The 17209-nt window shown below is 68.5% G+C and carries 12 protein-coding genes; 9 read left to right on the forward strand and 3 right to left on the reverse strand.

Annotation, left to right across the window (positions count from 1 at the left end; genetic code table 11):
* The first annotated feature begins 207 nt into the window (after positions 1-207).
* Positions 208-2952 carry a cation-translocating P-type ATPase gene (locus IPN02_14060; GenBank protein MBK9297927.1) on the forward strand — a complete coding sequence of 915 codons (2745 nt, stop codon included), beginning with the start codon at positions 208-210 and terminating at the stop codon, positions 2950-2952.
* A gap of 162 nt (positions 2953-3114) precedes the next feature.
* On the opposite strand, the gene IPN02_14065 is transcribed toward IPN02_14060, so the two are convergent.
* Together IPN02_14065 and IPN02_14070 are read right to left on the reverse strand one after the other, a co-directional pair.
* On the reverse strand, positions 3115-4044 hold the full coding sequence (locus IPN02_14065; GenBank protein ID MBK9297928.1) for a type IV toxin-antitoxin system AbiEi family antitoxin domain-containing protein: 930 nt from the start codon (positions 4042-4044) through the stop codon (positions 3115-3117).
* 471 nt (positions 4045-4515) lie between these two features.
* Complete coding sequence (locus tag IPN02_14070; protein MBK9297929.1) at positions 4516-5292, reverse strand: Sir2 family NAD-dependent protein deacetylase; 777 nt, start codon at positions 5290-5292, stop codon at positions 4516-4518.
* Between the two features lie 153 nt (positions 5293-5445).
* Between IPN02_14070 and moeB the strand changes: the two genes are divergently transcribed.
* A complete protein-coding gene (gene moeB, locus IPN02_14075) occupies positions 5446-6678 on the forward strand; it encodes a molybdopterin-synthase adenylyltransferase MoeB (GenBank protein MBK9297930.1) in 1233 nt (410 codons plus the stop codon).
* Between the two features lie 12 nt (positions 6679-6690).
* Here the strand turns inward: moeB and IPN02_14080 are convergent, their stop codons facing one another.
* Positions 6691-9462 (reverse strand): glycosyltransferase, encoded by a 2772-nt coding sequence (locus tag IPN02_14080; GenBank protein MBK9297931.1) that lies wholly within the window; start codon positions 9460-9462, stop codon positions 6691-6693.
* Between the two features lie 102 nt (positions 9463-9564).
* Here IPN02_14080 and IPN02_14085 point away from each other — a divergent pair, with 102 nt between their 5' ends.
* The 7 genes from IPN02_14085 to IPN02_14115 all read left to right on the forward strand — a co-directional run bounded on the left by IPN02_14085 (position 9565) and on the right by IPN02_14115 (position 17158).
* Positions 9565-10680, forward strand: coding sequence for a glucose-1-phosphate thymidylyltransferase (locus IPN02_14085; protein ID MBK9297932.1), 1116 nt, complete (start codon positions 9565-9567; stop codon positions 10678-10680).
* A 36-nt stretch (positions 10681-10716) separates the two neighbouring features.
* Positions 10717-11283 (forward strand): dTDP-4-dehydrorhamnose 3,5-epimerase family protein, encoded by a 567-nt coding sequence (locus tag IPN02_14090; GenBank protein MBK9297933.1) that lies wholly within the window; start codon positions 10717-10719, stop codon positions 11281-11283.
* A 42-nt stretch (positions 11284-11325) separates the two neighbouring features.
* Positions 11326-12297 carry a dTDP-glucose 4,6-dehydratase gene (rfbB, locus tag IPN02_14095; protein MBK9297934.1) on the forward strand — a complete coding sequence of 324 codons (972 nt, stop codon included), beginning with the start codon at positions 11326-11328 and terminating at the stop codon, positions 12295-12297.
* On the forward strand, positions 12294-13766 hold the full coding sequence (locus IPN02_14100) for an O-antigen ligase family protein (GenBank protein ID MBK9297935.1): 1473 nt from the start codon (positions 12294-12296) through the stop codon (positions 13764-13766). The genes rfbB and IPN02_14100 overlap by 4 nt, the downstream gene beginning before the upstream one ends.
* Entirely contained in the window at positions 13763-14731 is a 969-nt protein-coding gene (locus IPN02_14105; protein MBK9297936.1) for a glycosyltransferase family 2 protein, read from the forward strand. The genes IPN02_14100 and IPN02_14105 overlap by 4 nt, the downstream gene beginning before the upstream one ends.
* A 93-nt stretch (positions 14732-14824) precedes the next feature.
* The gene (locus IPN02_14110; GenBank protein ID MBK9297937.1) at positions 14825-15526 is read left to right on the forward strand and encodes a phosphocholine cytidylyltransferase family protein; all 702 of its coding nucleotides are present in this window, start codon (positions 14825-14827) and stop codon (positions 15524-15526) included.
* A gap of 138 nt (positions 15527-15664) precedes the next feature.
* Entirely contained in the window at positions 15665-17158 is a 1494-nt protein-coding gene (locus IPN02_14115; GenBank protein MBK9297938.1) for a methyltransferase domain-containing protein, read from the forward strand.
* Positions 17159-17209 lie beyond the last annotated feature (51 nt).

Genomic DNA, 17209 nt, shown 5'->3' on the forward strand with positions numbered 1-17209 from the left:
CTGAACGTTCGGGCGGCAGAAGCGGTTGGCAGAGCAGGCGGAGAGTTTGCCGTTGCAGGGAAACGTAGCCCAGGTCGCTGGGATCACCGCAGGTGGGCGCCGGTAAGCTGCGTACCGGGACGGTCTCCGCGTTGGCGAGCGATGCCCGAATGCTCGGTCGGTAACGGCGGGGGCGACGAATGAAACCGACCTTGTGATGGACTCCCGATGACACCTTCCGCCGCCCGTACGATCGATACCGTAGGCCCGCCCGACGGCCGCCTCGTCGAACCTCGATCACCCTGGTACCGCCTCGATCCCGCCGAAGCGGCCAACGAACTCGACGTCGACGTCGCTCGCGGCCTGAGCGAATCCGAAGCCGTCCGGCGCCGGGAGCAGACTGGCCCGAACGAGCTGGTCGGCGAACCGAAACGGCCGTGGTGGAAACGGTTGCTCGACCAGTTTCGCGGGGTGCTCATCCTGCTCCTGCTCGGGGCTGCGGTGATCTCGGCCGCAGTTGGCGACTTGAAGGACCCGATCGTGATCGGGGTGGTCGTCATCATCAATGCGTTGCTCGGCTTCGTTCAGGAACAGCGGGCCGACCAGGCGATGGAAGCGCTGTCGGGCATGTTGACCACGCAGGCCAAGGTGCGCCGGGACGGCGCGGTCGAGGAGATCGCCTCCGCCGACGTGGTGCCCGGGGACCTGGTTCTGCTCAAGTCTGGCGACCGGATTCCCGCGGACGGCCGCTTCGTGAAGGCGAACTCGTTGTCGGTGGACGAGAGCACCCTGACCGGCGAGTCGGAACCGGTCGACAAGGACGAGCCCTCGTTGCCCGCCGGCGAGGGCGAGGTCGCCCTGGCCGACCGGTCCAACATCGGACACATGAACACGACGGTGGTGCGCGGCACCGCCGAGTTGCTGATCACCGAGACCGGCATGTCGACCGAGCTCGGACGTCTGGCGGGCATGATCTCGGCCGATGAGCCCGGGCTGACCCCGCTGCAGGAGGAGCTCGAGCGGCTGGGCAAACGCCTGGCGGTCATCGCCGGCGTCGCTGTTGCGCTGGTGATCGCCGTCGGCATGCTGCGTGGCGACACCTTTGCTGCGGCCATCCTGGGCGGCGTGGCCCTGGCGGTGGCCGCCATACCCGAGGGGCTTCCCGCCGTTGTCACCGTCACCCTGGCGCTCGGCGTACGGCGGATGGCCGAGCACAACGCCATCGTCAAGCGACTGGCGTCGGTCGAGACGCTCGGTTCGACCACGGTGATCTGTTCGGACAAGACCGGCACGCTGACCCTTCATCAGATGACCGCCACACAGGCGTGGTGTGGCGGTCGAACCCACGAGATCGACGGGTTGGGTTACGGCCCCGACGGAACGATCGATCCACCCGCCACCGACGCGGTGCGCCGGATGGTGACCGCCGCCGCCCTGGCCAGCGACGCCGTGCTGCGCGCCGGCGCCGACGGCACCCACGAGCTGGTGGGCGATCCGACCGAAGGTGCCCTGATCGTTCTCGCCGGCAAGGCCGGGGTGACCGCCGAGTCGGTACGGGCCGATCTGCCCCGCCTCGCCGTGTTGCCCTTCGATTCCACCCGCAAGCTGATGGCGACGGTGACCGAGGACCCATTCGGCGGTCCCGGTCGGCTGTTGGCGGTCAAGGGCGGCAGCGACGTGGTGTTCGGTCGTTGTACCGCGATGCTCGTCGCCGACGGCATCGCCGACCTGGATGAGGCCCGCAGAGCAGGGGCCACCGAGGTGATGCGGTCCTTGGGTGCTGACGGCCTGCGGGTGCTGGCCATCGCCGGCAAGGAGCTGGCGGCGGACTGGGACGGGGATCCCGACGACGAGCTCGACGACCTGGTGCTCTACGGCGTGGTCGGCATCCTCGACCCGCCCCGCATGGAGGCTGGCGTCGCCATCGCGGAGTGCCGCGACGCCGGCATCGCCGTCAAGATGATCACGGGCGACCACGCCACGACCGCGGCGGCGATCGGGCAGCAGCTCGGCCTCGACGGCGAGGTGGTCACCGGAAGCGATCTTGACGCGATGAGCGACGACGAACTCGCCGGCAGGATCGAAGCGATCTCGGTGTGTGCGCGGGTGTCGCCGGAGCACAAGGTTCGGGTGGTTCGGGCCCTCCAGGCCAACGACGAGGTCGTGGCGATGACCGGCGACGGCGTCAACGACGCCGCCGCCCTACGCCGGGCCGAGATCGGCGTGGCGATGGGCATCACCGGCACCGAGGTCACCAAGGAGGCCAGCGACCTGGTGCTGGCCGACGACAACTTCGCCACGATCGTGACCGCGGTCGAGCGGGGCCGGGCGATCCGCTCAAACATCGTGCACTTTGTGCGGTTCCAGCTGACGACCAGCCTGGCGGCTGTCGGCACGATCCTGGCGGCGCGAATTCTCGATCTGCCCATACCGTTCAGCCCGATCCAGATCCTGTTCGTCAACATCATCGCCGACGGTCCGCCGGCGATGAGCCTGGGCGTCGACCCGCCGGCCCCCGAGGTGATGAAGCGCAAGCCGCTGGGACGTACCGAGCCGATCCTGACCAACACACGCCTGCGCCGGATCCTCGCCACGACAGCGCTGATGTCAGCAGCGATCATCTGGGTGCTGGTGCGCTACCGCAGCGCGGATCCGTTGCTGGCATCGACGATGGCCTTCACCACGTTTGTGTTTGCGCAGCTGGTCAACTCGCTCATCGTCCGGTCCGACGGCAAGGGGGTGTTCCGCCGGTACACCTTCAGCAACGGTGCGTTGTGGATGACGATTGCCGCTGTCAGCGCCATGCAGGTCGCCGTCGTCGAGGTACCGGTGCTCCAGCGGATCTTCGACACGGTCGGGCTCACTTGGGCCCAGTGGGGCCTCTGTCTGGCGGTGGTCGCAGCGTTGCTGTTCGTCGAGGAGGTCTGGATCCGGGTACGACTGTTGATCTGGCCTGATACCGACCTGACCTGACCTGACCTGACCTGACCTGACCATGGTGCGTGGGGCCAGCGCACCGCCGGTCTGACCATCGCCTGACGCTGACCGTCGGATCCCTTCGTCCCTCCGGGTAACGGCTCGCCCCAGCGATCTCTGCTCTGGTTCGCTGTTCGCGGCGACCCAGCAAACCAAGCCTCACCTTGTCGCCGTGCCCTCCTGGCTGCGGCCGGGCCGCGCCGCGAGTGCGAGCACATTGCGCACCGCCTCGACGATCTCGTCATCGGAAAAGGCCGACGTGAGGTGTACCCCGGTCCACCCCGCAGCGGCCAGGTGATTGGTGCGATGACGATCGGCATCAAAGGCCCTGCGGCTTTCGTGGTGTTCGAATCCGTCGGCTTCGGAGAACACCCGTGCATCCACCCAGGCCATGTCCAGCCGGTACTCCTTCACGCCGACCGTGATCCGATGCTGGCACGTGGGGAGAGGGACGCCCGCCTGGGCCAGCACTCGGAGTATCCGGGCTTCGAGCGGGCTCTCCGTTGGACCGGCGCCACGCCGAAGCTCCATGAGGTTGCTCAGCACACGGGGACGCCGCCCGTACGTCGCTTGGGTGGCGGTGATCATGGCGTTGATGGCATCGATTGTGGCCTGGCGACGACGTAGGGCCGTGTCCAGGCAGGTGGCCAGTTCGTCAACCGTGATGCGGCCGGACAGGTCGATCAGGGTCCGAGCCGGGCTGGTGACGGGAATGCCGCCGACGATCGCAACGTCCTCAGGGTCCAGGCGCGTACTTCGGTGCACCCGCACGTTGCGACGCTCAACCTTGCGCCCGCCGGGCACGATCACCTCCACCCGGGCATGACGAACCTCCCATCCCCACACGCGGGCGGCCGTGCTGTGGCTTGCCCATGCCTCGCCGATGCTCAACACTGCCGCGAGCGTCCGCTGATGAAGCGTGGCCGGCGTGGCCCCCAACGCCAGCACGCCGATGCCCGCTCGACGCCAGCGCCCCTTTGCCACCGCAGAGGTCACCGCTCCTCGGTCGAAGCCGAGTTGCCCAGCCTGCTGGGTCGTCACCAAACCGTGCTGACGCGTCGCCAACTGGACCAGGGCCCGTTCGCTCATGAGAACAGCGTCTGCCGGGCCGGATGATTCGGCAACGGGCACCACACCCCGGGCGACGCTCCACCGGGTTGGTGTCGGGCGGTCCCCATGGGGCCTGTGCCTCGGGCATCGCCGAGCGGCGCCGTCGATCGGGCGCCCAGGTCCAGCCGACATGCTGCGAAAGTCTGACCGCCGGGTTACGCATGACCACCATGCGAAAGTCGGCGGTGAGACTCTCGCACGACCGCATGGGGGCCGTCTGGTGGGTTCGGGCGAGCAGGCGCCCGGGTGCCGTGTCGCTTGGGTGTCGTGTCGCTTGGGTGTCGTGTCGCTTGGGTGTCGTGTCCCTTGGGTGCCGTCTCGCCCGGCTCTCGTCTCGCCCGGCTCTCGTCTCGCCCGGCTCTCGTCTCGCTCGGGTGCCGTCTCGCCCGGCTCTCGTCTCGCTCGGGTGCCGCCTCGTTCGGCTCCCGTCTCGCTCGGGTGCCGTCTCGCTCAGGTGTCGATGATGGCGGGCAGCACCTCGGAGATCGAACCGAGCACGACCACGTCGGCCAGATCATCCATCGGCGTGGGTTCGCCGTTGACGATCACGATCGACGCGCCGTTGGAGGCGGCGATCGGCACCATGTCGGCCACCGGGTACACCTGCAGTGTGGTGCCGACGCTCAACAGCAGGTCGGCCTGGGCCGCGGCGGCGAACGCTCGATTGAGGTCGGCCGCAACCAGCGCCTCACCGAAGAAGATCGTGGCCGACTTCAGGATGCTGCCGCAGAGCTGACAAGGAGGATCGGCCTCGCCGGCGCGCACCCGGTCGAGGGTGGTCTGCATCGGCGACGTGATCCCGCAGCCGACACAGCGAACCTGGCGCATCGTGCCGTGAACCTCGACGACCTCCTCGGTCGGCAGCCCCGACTCGACGTGGAGACCGTCGATGTTCTGGGTGACGGTGAGTGCCAGGCGGCCGGTTCGCCCGAGCTCGGCGAGCGCGGTGTGGCCGGGGTTGGGATCGGCGCGCCAGGCCGGGTGGTCCATGCGGGCGCGCCAAGCCCGCTCCCGCACCTCGGGGCTGGCCAGGTAGTGATCGATCGTCGAGAGCTTTTCCGTCTCCGGGTTTCGGGTCCACATGCCGTCAGGGCCTCGAAAGTCGGGGATGCCCGAGTCGGTCGAAATGCCGGCACCGGTCAGCACGACGATCCGCCGGGCGTCGGCGACCAGCTGAGCGGCCCGTCGCACGGCTTCGGGATCGGCGGTCGGGTGAGTCGTGGCCATGGCCTCAACCTACCGAGCGGCCTCATCGGGTGGTCACGCGCCAGGCGGCCGGCCCGCTTGGTGGGAATGTCGACCAGGTTGGTAGGGTTTATGTCAAGCGAGCCCGGAGACTTTCCCCGGGAGTGCACCAACCCCGAGCAACGAGCGTGATCGATGGCCAACTTCCGTGACCTCCTCAAGACGACCAAGCAGCAGATTCGTGAGGTCGATACCGAGACCTCCGACCGACTGCGCGACCAGGGCTCGATGATCCTCGACGTGCGCGAGGCCGACGAGTACGAGGCGGGTGCAGTACCCGGGGCGTTGTTCATCCCCCGTGGCCACCTCGAAAGCCAGATCGAGATGAAGCTGCCCGACAAGGACACGCCGCTGATCGTGCAGTGCGCCGGCGGCGTGCGTTCGGCCTTTGCCGCCAAGACGCTCGAGGAGCTGGGCTACAGCGATGTCGCCTCGATGGCCGGCGGGTTTGGCAAGTGGAAGGACGAGGGCCGCGAGTGGAAGGTGCCCCAGAGCCTCGATCCCGACCAGAAGGACCGCTACAAGCGCCATCTGCTGCTGCCCGAGGTGGGCGAGGAAGGTCAGATGAAGCTGCTCGATGCCAAGGTGCTGCTGCTCGGCGCCGGCGGCCTCGGCAGCCCGTCGGGCCTGTACCTGGCGGCGGCGGGTGTCGGCACGCTCGGCATCGTCGATATGGACGTCGTCGACCGCTCCAACCTGCAGCGTCAGATCCTCCACAACACCGACCGGATCGGTATGCGCAAGGTGGACTCCGCCAAGGAGGCGATCGAGAAGCTCAACCCGGACGTCAAGGTGATCACCCACGACGTGCGCCTCGACGCCGACAACATCGAGGAGATCATCTCCGGGTACGACCTGGTCGTCGATGGAGCGGACAACTTCCCGGTGCGCTACATGCTCAACGATGCCTCGGTGAAACTGGGCATCCCGGTCGTGCACGGCTCGATCTTCCGCTTCGAGGGGCACGTCACCGTGTTCGACCCCAAGAACGGGCCCACCTACCGCGACCTGCTGCCCGAGCCCCCGCCGCCGGACATGGCACCCTCGTGCGCCGAAGCCGGCGTGCTCGGCGTGCTGCCCGGCATCGTCGGGTGCATCCAGGCGGTCGAAGCGATCAAGTACTTCCTCGACCTCGGTGACCCGCTGATCGGCCGCTACCTGGCCTTCGACGCCCAGGAGATGAGCTTCCGGGAGTTCAAGATCCGTCGCGATCCGGCCAACGAGATCACCTGGGAGAACCGGGACCAGATCAAGGTGGTCGAGCTGACCGACCAGTGCATGCCGGCGCCGCTGGAGGCGCCGGTCGCCTCCGTAGCCACGTCCAATGGCGACTCAGCGCCGGCCGGCCGGCAGACGGTCGGCGTCTGAAAGTCGGACGACTCAGCCCTGTCCCCTGGGATCTGCGCGAACCAGGATCTCGGCCAACGCAGAGGCGCCGGCGTCCCAGGTGGGTAACTCGACGTCGGCGGCACGGTCGAACCCGTCGGTGAGGGCCTCGTCCAACGCAACGGCGAGGGCGTTGGGGTCGGTGGCTTCGACGTAGGTGACCAGCTCGCCGCCGATCTCGCGTAGCGAGCCGCCCGTCGAGGAGACGACCCGACAGCCGTGCCGAAGCGCCTCGACGACCGGCAGGCCGTAGCCCTCGGCGTGCGACGGCACGGCGACGACGGTCGCCAGCTCGTACAGCGCATCGAGGGTGGCGTCATTCACTTCGGCTGGCCATACGATCCGATCGCCGAACCCCGGGTGGGTGCGGATGCGCTCACCAAGCTCGTCGGCCTTCCATCCCTGGCGTCCAACGATGACCAGGGTGGCATCGGCGTCGACGGACTCGAAGGCGTCGAGCAGCCCGGCATGGTTCTTGCGGGGTTCGAGGGTGCCGACGACGAGGACGACCGGCCGTTCGGCCAGGCGGTCGAGAAGGCCTTGATCGACAGGTTGGGGTGAACGCGCAACCGGGTCGGCACCCAGCGGGATGACCTCGATCGCCAGCGGCCCCCGGCGACGGTCGCGTGGGCGGTCGTCCGCAAGGCGCAGGAGCTCGCCGGCGGAGAACCGTGAGCTGGTGACGACGACGTCGGCGTGTGCGAGTGCAGCGTCGACGTGGTCGACGAAGACCCGGGCCAGGTTGGGGTCGAACCAATCGGGGTGGGTGACCGGCAAGACGTCGTGCAGCAGGCTGACCACGGTGACCCCGGCGTTGCTCAGCCGGGGGTAGAGCACACGACGGGGAATGTCGCCGAGGTTCCAGCTGGCGTCGAGGTCCAACACGATCGACCCGGCAGGGAACTCCTCGATGATCAACTCGCCGTGGTGGGCCGGGCGTCGACGAAGCTGTGTCCGTCGGCGCGTGGCGTCGATGCGGGATCGCACCGGAGGTACGGCGGCCGCCCGGGTCACGGTCCGGCGCCAACGGGGCGCCCGACCCGGCGGGGGCGGCGGAGGATGGTTGGGCATGGCTTCGGGGTCGAAGAAGGCGGCGGTCTCGGCGTCGTCGAGACGCCGGTAGGCGCCATCGAGCGAACTCCACCGCATGAGCACCAGCGACAGCTCGAGGTGGTCGAGCGCCAGCCTGGTGACCAGCTCGGAGACCGCCCGCTGGATGCCGGCTCGCCAGCGCGAGACGAGCGTGTCGGTCACGTCGATAAAGACGATGGTCGGTCCCCCCATCTCGGGCCGGGGGACCGACGGGGCCGAGGTGCGCAGCCAGCGACTGCCGACCGCGTCGGTGGACGAGGTGCCCACCCGGCGCCAACGGTCGTCCAGTCGGGTGGCGAGGGCGCGGGGGAGGGAGGCACCGGTTCCGGCCATGACCGCGAGCCAGCGGCGGGTGATGTCCAGGTCGGGGCGCTGGAGCCGGCGTACCTTGCCCACGACGTTGCGACGGGCGAACGGCCAGGAGTTCCCCCAGGCGGCACCGAGGGCTCGCCGGGCGTCGGTGCTCGAGCCGTTGCGGGCGACGGTGAGCAGCCAATTTCGGTAGTTGAGGAAGAAGAACCCCGACCACGACGACCCGGCGGTCGCCCCGAGCCGATGGTGGAGTACGGAATGCGGAGCGGTCATGGTCATCCATCCGGCCCGTCGCATCCGCCAGGACAGATCGCTGTCCTCGTAGTACATGAAGAACCTGGGGTCGAACAGGCCCACGTCGGCCAGGGCAGCCCTGCGCAACAGCACGCCACCCCCGGTGAAGCCGGGTACGACCTCTGGCTCGGCGAGGCTGTCGACGCGGTCTCCGAGGCGCAGCTCGTAGCCCTCGCAGTGGTCGGTCAGCGCGGTACCCAGGCTGTTGACCCGGCGCCCGGGTCGTCCACCGGCCGGAAGGCTGAGGCGCACGACGCCGTCGATCGGCTCGCCGGTCGCCGACGATGCACCGCAGCGAAGCGCGATCGGCCGGGTGCTCTCGAAGGTCAACTCCAGCCAGGCCGGTTCCTGGCGGTCGCCCTCACCGTCACCGTCGTCGGTGAGGCCGGCGGGCACCGGTATGGCGATCGATCCCTCGTTGGCCACCTCGAGCTCGCGACGAAGTGGGATCGACCAGTGCGGCGGGCGTGCCACCCCTGGGCCGGCGAGCACCTGGGACCATCGCCCGTGCCCGTCGACCGATACCTCGGTCAGCCGGGCCCGGCCGCCCTCGCCACCCACTGCAACCTCGACGTCCACGAACCAACGATCGAACACGATCAGCGGGGCGGCGGCGCCGACCTCCGGGTGGGCCTCGAGGGTGTCGACCAGGGGCGCAAGCCAGCCACGGTCGACGACGGCATCGTTGTTGACCAACGCAATGAAGTCGGCGTCGGCTGGGCGCAACGCCCGGTTGATCCCCTCGGCGAAACCCAGGTTGGCGCCATTGCGGATGACCCTCCAGCCGGGATGGCGGCGGGCGAGCACCTCGGCGGAGCCGTCGATGCTCCCGTTGTCGACGAGCACCAGGTCCAGCTCACCCGGGGGCCACTCGGTGGCCTCGATCGATCGAATGCAGCGCGACGTCAGGTCGGCGGCGTTCCAATTGAGCACCACGACCCGAACCGACGGCACCTGCGCTGAGGTGACCTGAACAGCGGGCTCCCGTGCGGACGGCTCCCGTGCGGACGGCTCCCGTGCGGGCGGCGTCCGGTCGGCGTCGTTCTCGGTCGTAGAGGGCTCGGACATCGACCCACGACGCTACCGTCGGGGCCGTGGCCGGCGATCAATCTGGGCTCGGCACGAAGCCGGACGCTGGGGAACCTCGCTGGACCTGCTAGAACGGCGGTGATGAAGGGCCTGATTCTCTCGGGCGGCGCTGGAACGCGTCTGCGCCCGATCACCCACACCAGCGCCAAGCAGTTGGTGCCGGTTGCCAACAAACCGATCCTTTTCTACGGGATCGAGGATATGGCCGCTGCCGGGATCACCGAGATCGGGATCATCGTCGGTGCGACCGCGCCGGAGATCGAGATGGCGGTGGGCGACGGCTCCGACTTCGGGGTGAGCATCACCTACCTGACCCAGGACGAACCGCTCGGGCTGGCGCATTGCGTGCTGATCGCCCAGGAGTTTCTCGGCGATGACGATTTCGTCATGTACCTGGGCGACAACATGTTGCAGCAGGGCCTCGACGGGTTTATCGACCGCTGGCGGACCATGCACGCCGATTCCCGGCCACCGTCGCTCGATGATTCAAACCGGTCGAACAGCGGCCCGGCGGCCCAGATCCTGTTGACCCCGGTGCCCGACCCGCATCGCTTCGGGGTGGCCGAACTCGACGCCGCCGGCCACGTGGTGCGGCTGGTCGAGAAGCCTGAGGATCCGCCGTCCGACCTGGCGCTGGTCGGCGTGTACCTGTTCTCGTCGGCGATTCACGAGGCGGTCGCGGCGATCGAGCCATCCGACCGAGGCGAGCTGGAGATCACCGACGCCATCCAGTGGCTGATCGACCACGACGTTCCGGTCCATCACGACCTCCTCGACGGCTGGTGGCTCGACACCGGCAAGAAGGACCCGTTGCTCGAATCGAATCGCCGCGTGCTCGAGAGCCTCGAGCCGCGGATCGACGGCGACGTCGACGAGAACTCGACGGTCGATGGCCGGGTGGTCATCGAGGCGGGGGCCCGGCTGATCAACGCCGAGGTGCGTGGCCCCGCGATCATCGGACGCGGTTCGACGATCACCTCGAGCTACATCGGACCGTTCACGGCGATTGCAGCCAACTGCGAGGTGATCGATTCCGAGATCGATCAGTCGGTGATCATGGAGGGGGCCCGCATCCTGTCGGTGCCCCGCCTGACCGACTCGCTGCTGGGACGCGACACCGAAGTGGTTCGCAGCACCCGTCGACCCCACGCAACCCGGGTGATGCTCGGGGATCACTCCGCAGTCGAGCTGGCGTAAACCCACGAAGTCGTTCTCAACCCTGGAGGTTGGCCCATGGCCGAACTGAACCCATCCGACACGATCGACGGCGTGGTCGTCGTCACCCCCGACATCCACCGTGACGCCCGCGGCATGTTCATCGAGACCTACCGGCGCAGCTGGTTTCCCGGTCAGCGGGAAATGATCCAAGGCAACCGCGGCGACCGTCAGGCCAACTCGGTGGTCGGCCTGCACTACCACCTGCATCAGTCCGATTACTGGTATGTCCCCAACGGCTGGGCGAGGGTGGTCCTCCACGACCTGCGCGCCGGCGGTCCCACCGACGGCGCCACCCTGTGCCTGGACATCGGCGAGGTTGACGGCGGCCCCAACAATCACCTGGGCGTCTACATCCCACCCGGCGTCGCCCACGGGTTCGCAGCCCTGACCGACATGACGATCACCTACCTGGTCGACGGCTATTACAACCCGGCCGACGAGCTGGGGGTGGCTTGGAACGATCCGGCGATCGACGCCGATTGGGGGCTCGTCGACCCGCTGGTGTCCGACCGGGATGCCGCCAACCCCGGCCGCGATGCGTTGGAGCCCCAGTGGCGTCCCCACGCCGCACTGCGCACCTGATCACCTCTCTCCCCTCAACAGGACCTCTCAGCAAGGACTCATATGAAGCTGTTCGTCACCGGCGGAGCCGGGTTCATCGGTTCCAACTACGTCCGTCATGTGCTCGACACGAGCGATGATGAGGTGACGGTGTTTGACGCATTGACCTATGCCGGTAACCGGGCCAACCTGGCCGACGTCGAGGACGACCCCCGCTACCGCTTCGTCCACGGGGACATCTGCGACCGCGACGCGGTGAGCGAGGCGATGGCCGGCCACGACGCGGTCGTCCACTTCGCCGCCGAAAGCCACGTCGACCGCTCGATCCTCGGCCCCGACGTGTTCGTCCGAACCAACTGCACCGGCACCAACGTGGTCTGCGATGTCGCCCGGCAGGTCGAGGTGGACGCGATGGTCCACATCTCGACCGACGAGGTCTACGGCTCGATCGAGGCCGGCAGCTTCACCGAGACCGACCCGCTCGATCCCCGGTCGCCGTACTCGGCGGCCAAGGCCGGCTCAGATCTGATCGCCCTCAGCTACTACTCGACCTTCGACCTGCCGGTGCGGGTGACCCGCAGCTCCAACCAGTTCGGTCCCTACCAGTTCCCCGAGAAGCTGATTCCGTTTTTCGCCACCAACCTGATCCAGGGCAACAAGGTGCCGCTGTACGGGGACGGGCTCAACGTCCGCGACTGGCTCTACGTCACCGACAACTGCGTCGCTGTCGACCTGGTGCTGCGCCGGGGAACGGCGGGGGAGATCTACAACATCGGCGCGGACAACGAACGCACCAATCGGGAACTGACCGACCGCGTGCTTGGGCTGTTGGGCAAGGATGAGACCTCGGTCGAGTACGTGGCTGACCGGCTGGGCCACGACCGCCGCTACTCGGTCGACTGCGACAAGGTGCGTGCGTTGGGCTGGGTGGGCCCGACGCGTCCTTTCGAGGAAACGCTGGCCGAGACCGTGCAGTTCTACGTCGATCGGCCTGACTGGTGGGAACCCTTGCTCGAGCGGGTCAAGAACCGGTGAACCTCCCGGCCGACGCCAAGGCGTCGCCCGCGTCCCCCATCGGTTCCTTCGGTGATCCGGTCGGCCTCGTCGTCACGGTTGCCTGGTTGTTCGCCCTGGGCCTTGGGCCGGTGTACACGCTGCGCAACCGCATCAACCCACCGCTGAGCGGCCAGTACATCGACGACGCCCTCGTCAACGCGGCCTTCGTCGGGCTGCACGTGGGGGTCATCGCCGTGATTTTCGTGCTCGCCCGGCGTCGGCCGGCGATCTCTGGACTTACCGCCGTGCTGCTCGTGGCGCTCCACCTGCTGGTGATCGCCTCGGCCTGGTGGTCGCTGGCCCCGGGACGCTCGGCGACGCAGGGGGTGTTGTTTGCGCTGACGACGGTGGCGGCGCTGGTGGTGGGCGACCGGGTCGGCGTGCGGGGCGTCGTCCTCAGCCTGGCGGTCGCCTCCCAGGCGGGCGTCGTGCTCAGCCAGCTGGCGGTGCGGCGGGGCTGGCCCAACACGATCGACCTCAACGGCGACTGGGCGGGCATCTACCTCAACCGCAACTCGCTCGGGCCGGTGTCGGTGTTGGCCCTGCTGGCGACGACGGCGACCGCTGCGCTGTGGTGGTGCGACCGGAGGAGCGGTGATCGGCGGGCGTCCAACGGAGCTGGCGCCCGGGCTTACGGCAGCGTCGTCGGCGTGGTCGTCGCCACCGTCATCGTGGGCCTGCTGCTCGTCGATGCTCACACGCTGATCCGTTCGGCCTCGCTGACGCCCCTGGTCGGCGCCGTCGTGGGACTGCTGACCGCGCTGGTGGCGCTGGCGTTGCCGTGGTGGGCACACCGGCGCCGCCCGGCGGGCGCAGCGACGGGCCGGGCAGCGAGCCCGGCGATGCTCGGCGTCGGCCTGCTCGTCACGTGGGCGGGCCTGGCGCTGGCGGCGGTCGTGGGTCGATCGGCGCTGGCGACCGGGCTGGACCGAAGCACGACTCTCTCGGGCCGCACCGAGCTGTGGGGGTGGTTGATCGATGCGATCAGCCGTCGCCCGTTCAGCGGCTGGGGCTGGCTTGGGGTGTGGGAGGACCGGGCTCTCGAGGCCGAGGTGGTCGGCCGCTTCGACGTCGACTTCTCGACGGCCCACAATGCGGTGATCGAGATGCTGCTGGGGGTCGGAATCGTCGGTGCGGTCCTGTTGGTGGCGGCCGTCGGCGTGACGACCTGGCCGATTGTTGTCGTTGCGACGAGACCCGGCGTTCAACGCGCCGTCGGCGTCGTGGCGTTGGGGTTTGTCGGATACGTCGTGGCGGTCAACCAGCTGGAGACCTACGTCGGCGCCAACCTGTTGCCCTGGGCCCTGCTGATCGCGCTCGGGGCCGGCTGCGCTCGCCAGTTGAGGGCCGGCACGGCCGAACCGGTAGGCCTGGATGGCTCGCACGGATTGGATGGCTCGGACGGTCCGGCCGCAGATGCGATGCCGCGTTCGGGGGTGGCGTCGTGAGCCACCCGCGCATTGACTGGGTGGTGCTGACCACCGGCGACCGGCCGGCCGAGCTGGCTCGGGCGCTCAACTCGCTCGCCGGTGGGCTCGCCGCCGAGGACCGGGTCCACCTGGTGCTCAACGGGCCGGACCTCGATCCGCCCGCGGCGTCCAGCCTGGCCGCCGACGTGGCCGGTGCGCTGCACGTGATCCACGCCGGGGAGAACCTGGGCATCCCGGGCGGCCGCAACCTGGGCGCCGGCATCGGGAGCGCCGGCGTCGAGCGCGCCGCGACCGTCGAGGCCGTCCAGAACAGTGCCGTTGAAGGTGGGGCCGACGTGATCGCCTTCTTGGACGACGATGCCGTCGTCGTGGGGGCGGGCGCACTGTGCGCCGACCTGCGAGCCCGCTTCGGATCCGATCAGCGGCTGGGCGGTGTCTCGTTTCGCATCGTCGACCCGACGACCGGGGCCACCGCTCAGCGCCACGTGCCCCGCCCGGGCGGTGCCGGGTTGGAGCGCGAGGGGCCGGTCACCAGCTTTCTCGGCGGTGCCTCGGCGCTGTCCGGGCCGATGTTCCGCCAGGTCGGCGGCTACGAGGCCGCGTTCTTCTACGCCCACGAGGAGAGCGATCTGGCGTGGCGGGCAATCGGCCAGGGCTGGAGCTTCGTCTATGCGCCCTCTCTGGTCGTCACACACCCGATGCTGCCGACCACCCGTCACCCGGGGGCGATCGAGCGTTCGATGCGCAACCGGGTGTGGCTGGTGCGTCGCAACCTGCCCCTGCCGGTGGCGCTCGTTCACCTGGTGGTGTGGGTGGCGATCGGGCTGACCCGCTCGCGCTCGGCCGCCGGTGCCGCATCGCTGCTGCGGGGCCTCCGCACCGGGCTGGGCCCGTGTCCCCGGCCGCCGGTGCCGGTGGGCACCTCCCAGCGGTGGCGCACCACCTGGCGCCTCACCCGGGCGGGTCGTCCGCCGATCCTCTAGTCCGCTGTCGCTTCGCCTGGTCGGCGGATTCGAACGGTCAGCTACCATCGGCCTTTCATCCTGCGAAAGGTCTGCCGAGTGAGCCCACGTGTTGTGATCCTGGCCGCCGGAGTGGGTTCACGCCTCGGCAAGCCCCATCCCAAGCCGCTGACGCCCATCGCGGGTGGTCGCACGATCATGGACCTGCAGCTTCGCCACCTCAGCGACCGTTTCGATGCCGACTTGATCTCCACCGTCGTGGGGTTCAAGAAGGAAATGATCATGGAGGAGCACCCCGAGGTCTCCTACATCTACAACGATGAGTTCGGTGATACGAACACCTCTAAGAGCCTGCTGAGGGGGCTGCGCCTCACCGGCAGCGACCCGGTGCTGTGGCTCAACGGCGACGTCGTGTTCGACCCGGCAGTGCTCGAGATTCTTCAGCCCTACATCGACCGTGACCAGAGTTTCGTGGCGGTCAACACCGAGTCGGTGTCCGACGAGGAGGTCAAGTACACCCTCGACGACCGGGGCTTCATCAACGAGATCTCCAAGGAGGTCTCGGGAGGCCTGGGCGAGGCGGTCGGCATCAACTTTGTCGGCTCCTCGGACAAGCCGTTCCTGACCGCTCGCCTGGAGGACTGCGGCCCCCAGGATTACTTCGAGCGAGGCATCGAGCTGGCGATCCAACGGGACCGCCGCAAGTTCCGGGCGGTCGATATCTCTGCGGCCCGTTGCATGGAGGTGGACTTTCCCACCGATCTCGCCCAAGCCGAGACCACGTTTGCCGACCTGGGGTCGGTCCGCAAGGGCTGACGGCCCGCCGTTGGAGCACTGCCCCGAAAACTGGGGGCCGTCCGGGCCTCGGTACACTGGAGGGCCGTTTGGGACAGCCGTCCGGACGGATTGTCGACAACCCCGAGGTGCCCCGTGCCAGAGCCGACCGATCCTGAGATGACCTCCCCGGCCGAGACAGCGGTGGGCGATCTGCGGATCGGCATCCTCGTCGTTGCCTACAACGCTGCGTCGACGCTGCGCGAGGTGCTCGATCGGATCCCCGAGGACTTTCGCACCCGGGTCGAGAAGGTCTACGTGTGCGATGACTTCAGCACCGACGACACCTATTTGATCGGCCTTGGGTACTCCCAGACCCGCGATGACCTGCCGATCACGATGGTGCGCCAGCCTCGCAACCTGGGCTACGGCGGCAACCAGAAGTCGGGGTACCGCATGGCGATCGACGACGGCCTGGACGTGGTCGTGCTGCTGCACGGCGACGGGCAGTATGCCCCCGAGAAGCTGCCCGACATGGTGGTGCCCTTCGAGAGCGATTCGGCCGACGCGGTGTTCGGCAGCCGCATGATGACCCCCGGCGGTGCCCTGCAAGGCGGTATGCCCCGGTACAAGTACGTCGGCAACAAGGTCCTGTCCCGCTTCGAGAACCTGATGCTCGGCACCGAGCTGTCGGAGTTTCACAGTGGGTACCGGGCCTATTCGACCAAGGCGCTGGCCTCGATCGATTTCGAGAGCAACTCGGACGACTTCGATTTCGACACCGAGATCATCATCCAGCTGGTTGAGGCTGGAATGCGGATCGAGGAGATCCCGATCCCCACCTACTACGGGGACGAGATCTGTCGGGTCAACGGCATGAAGTACGCAGCCGACGTCGCCACCCATGTGGTGACTTGGCGCCTGAACAAGATGGGCCTCGGGCAGGGGCGCTTCGCCGACGTCGGCGAGGAGTACGACCTCAAGCCGTCTGCGGACAGCTCGCACGGCGTGCTGCTGCGCTGGCTGGACTCGATGCCGTCCTCGCGCGTGCTCGATCTGGGTTGCTCCGGCGGCCAGTTCGCCGCAGTGGCCCGGGCGAGCGGACACCACGTGACCGGGGTCGATGTCGCCGCTGCGCCGGGGGTCACCGACCGACTCGACCGGTTTGTACAGGCCGACCTCGATGCCGGCCTGGGCGAGGAGCTGATCGTCGAGCTGGGCGACGAGCCCTTCGACGTGGTGGTGATGGGCGACGTGCTCGAGCACGTGCGTCATCCGGGCCGGCTGCTCGCCGATGCGCGCAAGCTGCTCGCCCCCGGGGGGTCGATGCTGATCTCGGTGCCCAACTTCGGGCACTGGTACCCGAGGTTCCGCACCGCGCTGGGCGCCTTCGACTACGACATGCGCGGCATCCTCGATCGCACCCACGTGCGCTTCTTCACCCGACGCAGCCTGATGCGCCTGCTCGACGATGCCAACCTTCGGGTGGTGAGCTTCGACCAGGTGGGCCTGCCGCTCGGTGCGCTGGCCGAGCGCAGCGAGCTGGGCGTCGATGAGCACGGCGAATTTGATGAGCAGGGCCCGGGTGTGCTGGCCAAGGCGGAGGGCGCCCTCGCCCAGGCTTGGCCGACGATGTTTGCCTACCAGTTCCTGGTCAAGGCCGAGCCGGCCTGACCGAAGCCGGCCCAGAGGGCAGCCGCCTCCAGCTCAGGCCTCGCAGGCCAG

The sequence above is a fragment of the Candidatus Microthrix subdominans genome (genome assembly GCA_016719385.1).
GTDB lineage: Bacteria > Actinomycetota > Acidimicrobiia > Acidimicrobiales > Microtrichaceae > Microthrix > Microthrix subdominans.

Coding starts and splice junctions, on each gene's coding strand:
- IPN02_14060 (MBK9297927.1), top strand. CDS start 208: ATGACACCTTCCGCCGCCCGTACGATCGATACCGTAGGCCCGCCCGAC.
- IPN02_14065 (MBK9297928.1), bottom strand. CDS start 4,044: ATGAGCGAACGGGCCCTGGTCCAGTTGGCGACGCGTCAGCACGGTTTG.
- IPN02_14070 (MBK9297929.1), bottom strand. CDS start 5,292: ATGGCCACGACTCACCCGACCGCCGATCCCGAAGCCGTGCGACGGGCC.
- moeB (MBK9297930.1), top strand. CDS start 5,446: ATGGCCAACTTCCGTGACCTCCTCAAGACGACCAAGCAGCAGATTCGT.
- IPN02_14080 (MBK9297931.1), bottom strand. CDS start 9,462: ATGTCCGAGCCCTCTACGACCGAGAACGACGCCGACCGGACGCCGCCC.
- IPN02_14085 (MBK9297932.1), top strand. CDS start 9,565: ATGAAGGGCCTGATTCTCTCGGGCGGCGCTGGAACGCGTCTGCGCCCG.
- IPN02_14090 (MBK9297933.1), top strand. CDS start 10,717: ATGGCCGAACTGAACCCATCCGACACGATCGACGGCGTGGTCGTCGTC.
- rfbB (MBK9297934.1), top strand. CDS start 11,326: ATGAAGCTGTTCGTCACCGGCGGAGCCGGGTTCATCGGTTCCAACTAC.
- IPN02_14115 (MBK9297938.1), top strand. CDS start 15,665: ATGACCTCCCCGGCCGAGACAGCGGTGGGCGATCTGCGGATCGGCATC.